The sequence below is a fragment of the Thiohalocapsa sp. genome (genome assembly GCF_019695415.1).
GTDB lineage: Bacteria > Pseudomonadota > Gammaproteobacteria > Chromatiales > Chromatiaceae > Thiohalocapsa.
The window spans coordinates 1-11,817 of the sequence record NZ_JAIFKJ010000248.1 but is presented as its reverse complement, the minus strand read 5'-3'; the positions used below and the strand labels follow the sequence as shown (position 1 = coordinate 11,817).

Genomic DNA, 11,817 nt, shown 5'->3' with positions numbered 1-11,817 from the left:
GAGAGCCTGGTCAACGTCCACTTCTGGACCGCAACCATCGGTACGGTGATCTACGTGGTTGCCATGTGGGTTGCCGGCATTATGCAGGGCCTCATGTGGCGCGCCTATGACGAATACGGCACGCTGGCCTACACCTTCGTCGAGTCCGTGGCCGCCATGCATCCGTACTACGCCATGCGCGCCGTGGGCGGCGGCATCTTCCTGCTCGGGGCAGTGATCATGCTGTTCAACATCCTGATGACGGTGCGCAAAGCCTCGACGCAGGGCAGCCTGCGCGATGCCCGCGGCACCCTGACGCCGGCTGCGGCCTGAGCGCACAGGGCCTAGAGACGAACCTGGAGTACTGTAATGTCCGATAGCAACACGCCTCCAAAGGGGCTTCAGGAGCGCATGGAGCGCAACATCTGGGGCCTGCTCATCGTGCTGGCCATCGTGCTGTCCATCGGCGGTATCGTCGAGATCGTACCGCTCTTCTATCTGAAGAGCACCGAAGAGGCTAACCGCTTTCCGGAGATCGTCTGGAATAAGGAGAACCCGGGCTCTGAGCCCATCGTGACCGTGAGCGCGGACGGCAAAGAACAGTGGAATTGGGAGCCCGGCGATGGCGTGCGGCCCTACACCGCGCTGGAGCTCGCCGGCCGCGACATCTATCAGCGCGAGGGGTGCTATCTCTGCCACTCGCAAATGGTGCGACCCTTCCGCGACGAGCGCGAGCGCTACGGGCATTATTCGCTGGCGTCGGAGTCGATGTTCGACCACCCCTTCCAATGGGGCTCCAAGCGCACCGGACCGGACATGGCGCGCGTCGGCGGGAAATACTCGGACGAGTGGCATCGCCAGCATCTAGTAGAACCGAGATCCGTGGTGCCCGAGTCCATTATGCCCGCCTACCCATGGCTGCAGGAGCGCATGGTGAAAGGCAAGCGGATGCAGCGGCATATGAAGGGTCTTCGCGCTATCGGCGTGCCCTACAACGACGCCGATATCGAGAACGCGCCCGCCCTCGTCGAAGGCAAGACCGAGATGGACGCGATGATCGCTTACCTGCAGGTCCTCGGCACCATGGCGAAGCTGGAACCCGGCGTCGACTACCGTCAATAAGATGTCGGGTTACTTTGCAACCGACTGGGGTGCGATGACGGCGACCGACTGGGTCGGCCTGATCCTGACCGTCGTTATCTTCATCCTAATGGCGGTCGCCTACTTCCAGGTGTTTCGGCCTAAGAATCGCGACAAGCTCGAATCCAGAAAGCACATCCCCTTCGACGAAGATATCGAAGACCTCGGAGACAACGATGGCGGAAAATAACCCTTTTCCCGGTGAGAACAACACCGGGCACTTCTGGGACGACAATCTGCGGGAGCTGAAGAACCCGCCACCGCGTTGGTGGATGATCGCTTTCTGGGCGTCCGTCGCCTGGTGGGTGCTCTACGCCATCCTCTACCCCATGTGGCCGGCGTTGCCGGGTCAAGCCGAGGAGGGCAAGGATTTCACGCCCGGCATTCTGGGCTGGACGTCCATCAAGGAATACAAGCAGGGCGTTGAGCAAGTGGAAGCCGTACGTGCCCAGTACGACGAGCAGATTGCGGAGATGACGCCGGAGCAGATCATCGAGGATGCGGGCCTGCTGCAATACACCCTGGCCTCTTCGAAAGTTCTGTTCGGCGATTATTGCGCGGGCTGCCACGGCAGCGGCGGGCAGGGCAATCCGGGCTATCCGGTGCTGGCCGACGACGATTGGCTTTATGGCGGCTCGCTCAGCAAGATCAGCGAGACCATCACTAACGGCCGCAAGGGCGCGATGACCGCACACGCCAATATCCTGACCGAGGCCGAGGTAGACCAGCTCGCCAAATTCACCGTGGAGCTCTCCGAAGGCGGGGAGGGCAGCGAAGCCGGCTGGGCGCTCTACAACGAAAAGGGCTGCGTGGCCTGCCACGGGGCTAAGGCTAACGGGGTCTTGGCAGAGCTGCCCACCGGCGAGATCGTGACAGTCGGTGCCGCCAACCTCACGGACAGCATTTGGCGCTTCAAGCCTGGTGGCTATGAGAGTGCCAAGCACACCATTCTCTATGGCGTGAACCAGCCCGGCGTTGAGCAAACGCGGGACGCTGTGATGCCGGCCTTCTCCGATGTCGGTCAGCTCGAGGGCAAGCTCACGCCGCAGCAGATCAAGATGCTTTCAGTGTACGTCCACCAGCTCGGTGGCGGGCAATAACAACCGTCCGGACCGCCGCCGGATACTGGTCGCGGCGGTCGTCGGTCTTCACACGGGGAGTCGAGGAGGGGAGCATGCACTTCGACGCGGTTTTCTGGGGCTCGATCCTCAGCGTCATCATCGCTATCGTCATTTTCGTGTATCTGGGCTTCAAGGTCGTAAAGCTGATGAACGAGGACGCGGAGCGGCACAAAGGCGGCGGCGAGCAGTCATAGCGATAAGATCCGGGGAGGAGAGGCGGAGCGGGGGATCGGTGTGATCCCCTTTTTTTTGGTCGAGTACTTCCGCGGCCGATGTCGGCGGGTGTCCGCCTTCGAGTACCCATAGGGTGCGAGCGATAGATCGGCTGGCAAGGTAAAGGCCGGCGTCTGATACATGGTGGACCCGATGTCTGAGAATACTTCCGGTGGCGCACATTCCGCGGCGATGGATGAGATCTACGCCGAAGCGGAGCAATGGCACGTCAATACCGGCAACGAGACCATCCACGCCAAGCGCATCCCCGGGCGTTGGCGTACGATCAAGTGGCTGGCGGCCTCAGTCTGGCTGATTTTCTTCCTCGGTCCCTACATGCGCTGGGACGGCCGGCAAGCGGTGTTGTTCGACATACCGAACCGGCAGTATCACCTCTTCGGTGTGACGGTCCTGCCCCAGGATTTCTGGATGCTGTCGCTGCTGCTGCTTTTCTTCGCGATTCTGCTGGCGGTGGCCACGGCGCTTGCGGGCCGCGTCTACTGCGGTTACTTCTGCTTCCAAACGGTCTGGACGGATGTCTTCACGCTGATCGAAGAGAAACTGGAGGGCAATCCCGCGCAACGGCGCAAGCTGGCCTCAGCACCGCTCACGGGGCGCAAGCTCCGCATCAAGGCCATCAAGCACCTGTTGTGGATGCTGATCGGCTTCGCCACCGGGTTCAGCTTCGTGGCTTGGTTCTATGGCGCCGAGAAGCTCTGGCAGGATTTCTTCGTCGGTAATGCCAACGCCGCGGTTTACGCATCCGTCGCGCTCTTCACCGTCGGCACTTACGTGCTTGCGGGCTGGCTGCGCGAGCAGGTCTGCTTCTGGTTGTGTCCCTACGCCCGCATCCAGGGCGTGATGCTCGATCGCACCACTGTGGTGCCCGCCTACGACGAGCGTCGCGGCGAGCCCCGGGGGCGCATGAAAAAGGGCGAGACGGAGGCGAGCCGGTCGACGGGTGACTGCGTCGACTGCAATCAGTGCGTCGCCGTCTGCCCCACCGGCGTCGATATTCGCAACGGTCAGCAGGAGGGCTGCATCACCTGTGGGCTGTGTATCGACGCCTGCAACGCCGTTATGGATAAGGTCGGCCGGCCGCGGGGCCTCATCCGGTACGCCTCCCTCGACGAGCTGGAAGGTAAGTCGGCGCCCGCGATGGTCGCCAGACCCCGGGTGTGGGTCTACACTGCCATCCTGGTGCTGGCACTGTCCGGTATCATTTATGGCTTGTCCTCGCTTTCCGCCATCGAGCTCAAGGTGCTGCACGAGCGCGCGCCGCTGTTCGTGCAGCTGAGCGACGGCTCCATCCAAAACAAGTACACGCTCAAGGTTCTGAACAAGACCAACGAGGATCTCATGGTCTCGATCTCAGTCGAGGCGGACGTGCCCGTCACCGTTAGCGGTACCGAGGAGCCGATCGCCGCCAAGCAAGGGGAAGTGAATCCGGGCATCGTCTTCGTCAAGATCGAGCGAGAGCACCTCGGTGCGGAGCGTCTGCCGCTTACCTTCGTCGCTTCCGCGGCGCTGCCCAACGGCACCGAGATCCAGGCTTCCCGCGAGAGTGCCTTCTTCGGCCCCAGACCCTGATCGAGAGCGCCTATGCAACATACGACCATGACAGCCGCCAGCGGTCCGCGCATCGAGAGTGATGACGCGCCGTCTCGGCCCGCACGCCGCTGGACCTGGAAGAACCCTTGGGTGATCGGCTGGATTGCTGGGGTCGTGGTGGTGCTCGGCGTCAATATCACCATGGTGACCTTGGCTATCGCCACGAATCCGGGGCTCATCCGCGACGATTACTACGAGCGCGGGCGGGATGTGGAGCGCACCATTCAGACCCGGCTCGCCGAGGGGCCGCAATGGACCATCCAGATCGACACGCCGGCGGATATCCGAGCGGAAGCCGAGGCGCGGGTGCGGTTTGCGGCCGTGGACAGGGTCGGGCAGCCCGTGGAACCCGATGCGGTTACCTACTTCGCTTACCGACCGTCGGATGCCGGTCGCGACTTCTCGCTGCCGATGGCAGCTGTCGGCCCGGGTCTCTACGAGGCCGCGGTGAGCTTCCCGCTAGGCGGTATCTGGGACACAGTCGTTGCTGTGCGCCAGGGTGAGGACGAGCACATCTTCGCCGAGCGCATCAGCGTGGGGCAGCCCTGAGCTGCCGCTTTGCCTCGAGGTGCTGCTGAGGCTGCCCGCTCTGTCCGGCGGCTGTGATCCAGCCATGACCGAACGTCCCTGCATGCCCAAGACCTACCGGTGAGCGCATTAGAGGACAGCGCGCGTCTCGCCGATGTGGAGCGCGCGGCGGACACGAGCCATGCCTTCCCCCAGCCGTGTTACCACTGCGGTCTGCCGGCTGAGGCCAACATCAGCGCGGAGGTGGCCGGTGCTCGGCGGGCGTTCTGTTGCGAGGGATGTCGCGCGGTCTGTCAGGCCATCCATGCCGCCGGACTACAGGGCTTCTACCGGCGCACGCCGGAGGGGCAGCCGCTCGGGCCGCCGCCGGCGCCGCCGAAAGATCTCAAGGTCTATGATCTCGAAGAGATTCAGCAGGAGGTCGGACCGGGCGCGGCCGAGCGCGGTGAGGGGAACCGGCGGGGGGAAGGGGACAATGGGGCGGCCGGGGCCTGGCGGAGCGAGCGGGGGCGCGCGGGGGTGGACGGCGTGCAGGAGGCGCGCGTGAACCTCACCGGACGGCGGCTGCGGCTCAAGTGGGACAGTGGCCGGGTCCGGCTCTCGGCGCTGCTGAAGCGGCTCTCGGACCTCGGCTATGCGGCTGTGCCCTTCGATCCGCAGGCGGCCGAGGGCAGCATCCAGCGGGAGAATCGCCGGCTGCTGTACCGCATGGCCTTTGCCGCCTTTGCGGCGATGAATCTGATGTGGATCTCCATCGCTCTGTATGCGGGTGCAGACGAGGGCGAGTTCCGCACGCTGTTCCATTGGATCGGCTTTTTGATCGCGACGCCGACCCTGGCCTACTCGGGCTGGCCTTTCTATGCCGGTGCCTGGCGTGGTCTGCGCCAGCTGCGCCTCGGCATGGACCTGCCCATCGCCATTGGCGCCTCCATCACCTATCTGTATTCCTTGTATGTCACCGTCACCGGCAGCGGTCATGTGTACTGGGATACGGTGGTGAACTTTCTGTTCGTGATCCTGGTGGGGCGCTATCTGGAGGCCATCTCCAAGCGCCAGGCGGTGTCTGCCACGCAGCGACTGCTGGATCTCCAGCCGCGTGTGGCGACCCTGCTCAACGACGGCGAGGAGTCCATCGTCCCCATCCGCGCGGTGCGGCCGGGCGCTGTCATGCTCGTGCGCCCCGGCGAGACCATACCCGCCGACGGTACGGTGCTGCGCGGGCGCTCGCGTGTCGATGAGTCCATGCTCACCGGCGAGTCCACACCCGTGGCCCGGGCGGCGGGTGACAGCGTCTCCGCAGGTACGCTGAACGGCACCGGCAGCCTGCAGGTGCGGGTGTGTGCTGTGCTGCGGGACAGTGCGCTCGGGCGCATTGTGGAGCTGGTGGAGTCCGCGCAGGCCAGCAAGGCCCCCATTCAATGCACCGCGGACCGCATCGTGCCTTGGTTCGTGGCGGTAACGCTGGCGCTGGCGGCGGCGACCTTCGGCCTGTGGGTGCGGCAGGATGCCGAAACGGCGTTGATGGCCGCAACCTCTGTGCTCATCATTACCTGCCCCTGCGCCTTCGGGCTCGCCACGCCCATGGCCATTGCGGTGGCCTCGGGCACCGGCGCCCGCAACGGCATCCTGGTGAAGAATGGCGCCGTCTTCGAGACCTTATCTTCCATCGATCACTTCGTTTTCGACAAGACGGGTACCGTCACCGAGGGTCGCCCCCGGGTCACCGCGGTGCAGGACGTGGATGGCGTCTGGCCGTTGTCTGATCCATCGGCTTGGAGTGGCCGTCGCCGTGAGCTGCTGGCACACGCGGCGGCGCTGGAGCGGCACTCAGAGCACCCGGTGGCCAGGGCGATCGTGGACTTTGCCGGCGCCGGTGGCATTGCCTACAAGGGGCTCGCGGTGGAGGATTTCGCGGCCGAGCCCGGCTTCGGGGTGAGCGGTAAGGTCGAAGGGCGGGGCGTTGTCATCGGCACAGCTGATTGGCTTGGCCGGCACGGCATAGACGTCGCGGCCAGCACCGCGCCGCGCGGCCCTGCTGATGCCGACGGGGAGATCCATTGCGCCGTGGATGGCACGGTCGCGCTGCGTCTCGGGCTCGAGGACCGACCCCGCGCTGACGCCGCGAACACCATCCGGGCGCTGCGTGCCGATGGCATCCATGTGACCCTCCTCACCGGCGACCGCCGCGGCGTCGCCGAGCGCATCGCCGCCGAGGTGGGTGCCGATCAGGTCATCGCCGAAGTGCTGCCTGCGGACAAGGACGCCGTGATCGGCGACCTGCGCGATGCCGGGCAGCGCGTTGCCATGGTGGGCGACGGCATCAATGACGCGCCGGCGCTGGTGCGTGCCGATGTTGGGATTGCAGTCGGCAGCGGCACCGATGTCTCTATCGCCAGCGCGGACATCGTTCTGATGTCGAGCGAGCTTGCGCGCGTGCGCGATGCGGGCAGCCTTGCCCGGCGCACGCTGCGGGTGATTCGCCAGAACATCGGCCTCTCCATTGCCTACAATGTCGTGATGGTGCCATTGGCCATGGCCGCGCTCATCACCCCGCTGGTGGCGGCCATCGCCATGCCTTTGAGCTCACTTGCCGTCATTGGCAATTCGGCACGAATCCGCGGCTTCGTCGGCGGCGCGACAACCTCGCCACGACCGAAAATCGATTGAACGGCTCGGCTCACAAAGTGACAGCCAATAACATCGGCTGCACGAATAGCTTGCCTGGAGGCAGCGATGGAAGTCATCTACGGCTTGATTCCCGGCATGTTGGTGCTCGGACTCGTCGCCGTGGGCGTGCTCTTCTGGGCCGCTCGCAGTGGGCAGTTCGAAGACCTCGATGGCGACGGCCAGCGCATCCTGATGGATGACGATGTGCAAGATCGCGACCCGAGGCGTTTTCCCGACGCCGAGGACTGAGCCCGCCAAGACCACGCATCACCCTGGCGGCGCGCTGTCGGCTCTGAGCAGGCGATGTCGCAGCGCCGGGAAGCTCTCCCAAAGGAGCCACAAGAGCGCGAGTCCGGGCGCGAGCCACCCGCTGCGCAGCAGCCCGCGGGCCAGCAACAGCAGGAAGATCCAAAGCGCGATGGTGCGCCGGTCGGCGCGCAGGGCGCTGACCGCGCAACCGCACGCCTGCGGAGCGTTGGCATGGCTGCGAGCGCGTGCAGGCCGTGTGACGGAGATACCGGCCGCGGCAAGCAGCGGCTCGTAGTCCGTCCGCGCCGCGTAGGCGTTGGTGGCAAAGCGCAGCGTCAGCACTGCCCGGGCGGCGTCTAGGCGCACACCCTCCACCCCCGGCTGCGCTGCGAGGGCAGCGGCTGCCGCATCGAACCACGTGTGGTCCCATCGGCGGGCGGGGATGCGCAGGCGCAGCCGGCGCCGGCTCGAGTGAATCGGGTGGGCCGGCTCCGGCATGAAAGTCTCTCCCTGCCCTGCTGCGGTCTCAGTGCTCGGCGTTGCCGAGGTAGAAGGTGAGCCAGGTGTTGAGCGCGAACAGCGCAATGAGGCCCAGGCTTGCCCAGCTGCCGATGCCTAGCACGCGCTGCTGCGGGCGAAAGTAGATGGCGGTGACTACGATGCCCGTCATGGCGACGGCCGTGAACGCCGAGACCAGGTGGCCGGGGGCGATGTCCGCATAGAAGGAGCCCTGCGTGTAGACCAGGTCGTCCACGGCCAGCACCAGAATGTTGAACATGTTGCTGCCGAGGACGTTGCCGGCGGCCATGTCCACGGCGCCGATGCGAAGCGCTGCCAGTGTCACCACCAGCTCCGGCAACGAGGTGCTGAGCGCCGTGAACAGGGTGCCGGTGAAGGACTGGTTCCAGCTCATCACCAGGGCCAGGTCTTCTGATACGTAGGGCAGGGCGACCCCCGCCGCGACGACCACCGACGCTGCCACACCGTAGCGTGTCGCCACCCAGCGCAGAGACTTCTCTGCATAGCGGTCCGGTTCCTGTTCGGCGAAGGCCTCGATCTCCTCTTCGCGGAAACGGTGCAGGGTGCGGATGGCCATGGCGTAGACCAGCACGATCACGGGTGTGCCCCAAGACAGGTGGCCCGCCAGGGTGGAGAGCCCGGCCTCTGCCGCCAGCAGCGCAAGGCCCGAGATGCTGATCAGCAGGATGCCGAACCCTGCAGACATGACGTGCTGGCGTTGCACCCGCGCGAGAATTGGCTGGCGGCGGCTGAATAGATCCAGCACCGCGAGCAGCACCAGGTTGTAGACGCAGCTGCCGTAGACATCGCCCGCAGCGATGTCCGGCACCATGGCGACGGTGGAGGCCGTGATTCCCGCCGCCAGCTCCGGCAGGGAGGTCACGGTGGCGATGAGCACGAGCCCCACCCACGAGCCGCCCATGCCGGTCTTGTCTGCGATGGAGTCGCCGTAGTCCGTGAGCTTGACCCCGGCGATGCCGATGGCCAGCACGCAGAGGCCGTATTGGCTCCAGACCAGGGAGGCAGTGGGTTCCATGGAGACTCCGAAACGCTGATGGAGGCTCGGCCGCGGCCGAGTGTGTGGCATCGTTCAGTGTCGCCCGCCGCTGTGGGCGCCACCCAGCCGTGTGTGCTACTGCACGCTGCCGAAGGAGGGATCCACGGCACCCGGCGGCGGCTCTAGGCCGGCCAGGCGGCAGCCCTGGGCGATGGGGCCGCCCGGGAAGATCTCGTACAGGTGCTTGATCCCGCCCTGGGCGTGGAAGCGTTCATCCAGGGCGTCGTGCATGGACCGCACGCTGGGTGCCTCATCGCCGCGGAAGAAGTGCTGAAGCGCACGGATGACGGCCCAGTGATCGTCCGTCAGCTCGATGCCTTCTGCTTTGGCCGTCGCCTCGGCGCTCGCACGGGTCCAGTCCGTCGGAGCGTCCGGAAAGTCCGGATCTGAGGGGTGCGCACCGGGATTTAGAATGTCTTGCATCGTCTCTGCCATCGGGATCTTCCTCTCTGCTTGTCAGCGGGTTTGGTTTCAACGAGCCCCGCGCTCCTTTGGAGACGTCGCGGCGCGCTCAGTGGTACTGGACCAGGGGGCGGGCGTCAAGCGTCTTGCGCAAGACGTCCGGCGCCGAGCACTGAGGGGCATACGATTCATGGGTGCAGCATCGCGGCGATCCACAGGCCGATGAGCAGCCCGAGCAGCGCGCCGGCCAGGGCGGGGACCCAGCAATGTGTCGGCGCGGCGCCGGCCTGATGATCCCGCATAGGGAGAAAAGCAGGCACGTTCTCGGGCAGGGCCGCGGGAGGGGCGGGCAACCCTGCGGGTGCGGTTACACGCGGCGCCCGGGATGCGCTGTGTGACGACGGGACGCTCTGGTCTCTGGTGGCTCGTGGCTGCACCGTGCTGATCCAGCCGGCGATGCCTGCGCCCAGTGCCGCGGTGTCGACCACCGCCAGGGCGCCGCGTGAGGTAGCCGCCTCGGCCAATGGCCAGTCGCCTGCCGGGCAATGAATGATCACGGGCGGTGTGTCGCGTTCGTCGGCGTTGCGCAACAGCTCCAATAGATCCAATGCATTGAGGCCTGGCAGCACCGGTGACGAAATAATGAGGTCGGGTCGCTCTTGGCGCAGCGCCGGCAGGGCCTCCTCGACGCTCTGTGCCTGACGCACACTCGCACCCAGGGACAGGAGCTCGAGGCGCAGCGCATAGCGCGTGGCAGGGCAGGCGTCGATGAGCAAGACGTCGGGTTGGGGCATGCGCGCTGGCCGGGCAGACGGATTCATGAGCTTGGCTGTGCATTCTTGCGTACCATAGGACGCCGAAGCCATCGGTCAGTACCGCATCGCGGGGCGCCGGGATGCAAGCGCAAGCGCGAGGTGACAGCATGCAGTTGAGCGGTGTCGAGACGCGGGTGCTCGACGATGCAGACGCCGTTGCTGCGGCAACAGCGCAAATCGTCCTCGACGCCGCTGCGGAGGCTATTGCGGCCCGTGGGGCGTTTCGGCTCGTTCTGGCGGGGGGCTCGACGCCCGAGGCCGCCTATCGGCTGCTTGCCGATGCGAAGGCGCAATGGCCAAGCTGGCATCTTTACTACGGCGACGAGCGTTGTCTGCCGGCGGACTCGCCACAGCGCAACAGCCGCATCGTCGATGAGGCCTGGCTCGCGCGAGTCGCTGTGCCCCGGGACCAGGTTCACGTGATTCCCACCGAGCAGGGCGCTGAAGCCGCCGCCGCGGCGTACGAGCCGGTCGTCGACGCCGCCCTCCCCTTCGATCTGGTGCTGCTCGGCATGGGCGAGGATGGCCATACGGCAAGCCTGTTTCCCGGCCACGAGGTCCGGCCCGGCCCCATGGTCATGGCCGTGCACGGGGCGCCGAAGCCGCCGTCCGACCGGGTGTCACTCACCCCCTCCGCGCTGTGTCGCTGCCGGCGGATGCTGGTGCTGGTCACTGGCACAGCCAAGCGGCCGGCGATCATGCGCTGGCGCGATGGCGAGGGTCTGCCGGCGGCGCGAGTGGCCGTCGGCGGCAATGCCCTGGTGCTGCTGGACCGGGCGGCCGCACCAAGTTGATCGGGGCCGTGCGCCTGCCGGCTCACTCCGCGTTGTAACCCCTGATTCACGCAGTACCATGACCGTTCAGCTTGCCTTCGCCATCGCCCTGCATCAGCTCGCCACCGTCGTCTGGGTGGGGGGCATGTTCTTCGCGCATTTCGCGTTGCGGCAGTCAGCACAGCGGCGACTGGAGCCCCCGCAGCGGTTGCAGCTGCTGTTGGCCGTGTTCCAGCGCTTCTTCGTCTGGGTATGGATTGCCGTGGCGACGCTATGGGCCAGCGGGTTCTGGATCTTCTCGGGCATCTACGACGGCGACATGGGCTGGCATGTGCACGTGATGATGGCCCTTGCGCTGGTGATGACAGCGCTGTTCGCCTATCTCTACTTCGTTCCCTACCGCGGACTCGGCCGGCTGGTGACGCGCGAGGATTGGGCCGGTGCCGGGGAGCGTGTGGCGACCATCCGGCGCATTATCCAGGTCAACCTCGGGCTCGGCCTGGTGACGGCGATGCTGGGCTCCGCCGGCCGGTATCTGCAGTAGACCCGCATTAAGGAGACGCTCATTTATTGGGCATCCTGCCCAAAAATCAGACGGAGCCGGGCCTGTGCAGACATTGGGCGGTTTCCCGGCTCCTTCATTTTCAGCGACTTGCGTCGCCGAAAATGGCGGGGCGTCCTGCCCCGTACGGGAAGCGCCAATAAATCGGCGCTTCCCGGCAGCCAGCTCAGAACGCCGGCCC

General features: G+C 65.8%; 15 protein-coding genes. 11 read left to right on the top strand and 4 right to left on the bottom strand.

Translation table 11 applies throughout. From position 1 onward, the window contains the following. The 9 genes from I6U14_RS07050 to ccoS all read left to right on the top strand — a co-directional run. On the top strand, positions 1–312 hold a 312-nt coding region (locus I6U14_RS07050; RefSeq protein ID WP_296898030.1), incomplete at its 5' end, for a cbb3-type cytochrome c oxidase subunit I. Between the two features lie 36 nt (positions 313–348). Further along, positions 349–1,101: a cytochrome-c oxidase, cbb3-type subunit II gene (ccoO, locus tag I6U14_RS07045; protein WP_296898029.1), complete on the top strand. Its 753-nt coding sequence runs from the start codon at positions 349–351 to the stop codon at positions 1,099–1,101. Between the two features lie 34 nt (positions 1,102–1,135). After that, complete coding sequence (locus I6U14_RS07040; RefSeq protein ID WP_296898028.1) at positions 1,136–1,309, top strand: cbb3-type cytochrome c oxidase subunit 3; 174 nt, start codon at positions 1,136–1,138, stop codon at positions 1,307–1,309. Further along, positions 1,296–2,219 (top strand): cytochrome-c oxidase, cbb3-type subunit III, encoded by a 924-nt coding sequence (gene ccoP / locus I6U14_RS07035; protein WP_296898027.1) that lies wholly within the window; start codon positions 1,296–1,298, stop codon positions 2,217–2,219. The genes I6U14_RS07040 and ccoP overlap by 14 nt, the downstream gene beginning before the upstream one ends. Positions 2,220–2,293: 74 nt before the next feature. After that, on the top strand, positions 2,294–2,434 hold the full coding sequence (locus I6U14_RS07030; RefSeq protein ID WP_296898026.1) for a hypothetical protein: 141 nt from the start codon (positions 2,294–2,296) through the stop codon (positions 2,432–2,434). Positions 2,435–2,606: 172 nt separating this feature from the next. Then, positions 2,607–4,043, top strand: a complete 1,437-nt coding sequence (ccoG, locus tag I6U14_RS07025) for a cytochrome c oxidase accessory protein CcoG (protein WP_296898025.1) — start codon at positions 2,607–2,609, stop codon at positions 4,041–4,043. 12 nt (positions 4,044–4,055) lie between these two features. Beyond that, positions 4,056–4,613 (top strand): FixH family protein, encoded by a 558-nt coding sequence (locus I6U14_RS07020; RefSeq protein ID WP_296898023.1) that lies wholly within the window; start codon positions 4,056–4,058, stop codon positions 4,611–4,613. Between the two features lie 99 nt (positions 4,614–4,712). Continuing rightward, entirely contained in the window at positions 4,713–7,259 is a 2,547-nt protein-coding gene (locus I6U14_RS07015; protein WP_296898021.1) for a heavy metal translocating P-type ATPase, read from the top strand. A gap of 66 nt (positions 7,260–7,325) precedes the next feature. Continuing rightward, the gene (gene ccoS / locus I6U14_RS07010) at positions 7,326–7,508 is read left to right on the top strand and encodes a cbb3-type cytochrome oxidase assembly protein CcoS (RefSeq protein ID WP_296898020.1); all 183 of its coding nucleotides are present in this window, start codon (positions 7,326–7,328) and stop codon (positions 7,506–7,508) included. A gap of 18 nt (positions 7,509–7,526) precedes the next feature. Here ccoS and I6U14_RS07005 read toward each other — a convergent pair whose 3' ends face one another. The 4 genes from I6U14_RS07005 to I6U14_RS06990 all read right to left on the bottom strand — a co-directional run bounded on the left by I6U14_RS07005 (position 7,527) and on the right by I6U14_RS06990 (position 10,280). After that, positions 7,527–8,006, bottom strand: coding sequence for a hypothetical protein (locus I6U14_RS07005; protein ID WP_296898018.1), 480 nt, complete (start codon positions 8,004–8,006; stop codon positions 7,527–7,529). Positions 8,007–8,034: 28 nt separating this feature from the next. Beyond that, complete coding sequence (locus I6U14_RS07000; RefSeq protein WP_296898017.1) at positions 8,035–9,063, bottom strand: sodium:calcium antiporter; 1,029 nt, start codon at positions 9,061–9,063, stop codon at positions 8,035–8,037. 96 nt (positions 9,064–9,159) lie between these two features. After that, complete coding sequence (locus tag I6U14_RS06995) at positions 9,160–9,507, bottom strand: TusE/DsrC/DsvC family sulfur relay protein (RefSeq protein WP_296898016.1); 348 nt, start codon at positions 9,505–9,507, stop codon at positions 9,160–9,162. A 167-nt stretch (positions 9,508–9,674) separates the two neighbouring features. Next, positions 9,675–10,280 carry a response regulator gene (locus I6U14_RS06990; RefSeq protein ID WP_296898014.1) on the bottom strand — a complete coding sequence of 202 codons (606 nt, stop codon included), beginning with the start codon at positions 10,278–10,280 and terminating at the stop codon, positions 9,675–9,677. A 101-nt stretch (positions 10,281–10,381) separates the two neighbouring features. Here I6U14_RS06990 and pgl point away from each other — a divergent pair, with 101 nt between their 5' ends. Beyond that, on the top strand, positions 10,382–11,095 hold the full coding sequence (pgl, locus tag I6U14_RS06985) for a 6-phosphogluconolactonase (protein WP_296898013.1): 714 nt from the start codon (positions 10,382–10,384) through the stop codon (positions 11,093–11,095). Positions 11,096–11,153: 58 nt separating this feature from the next. Next, a complete protein-coding gene (locus I6U14_RS06980) occupies positions 11,154–11,618 on the top strand; it encodes a CopD family protein (protein ID WP_296898011.1) in 465 nt (154 codons plus the stop codon). Positions 11,619–11,817 lie beyond the last annotated feature (199 nt).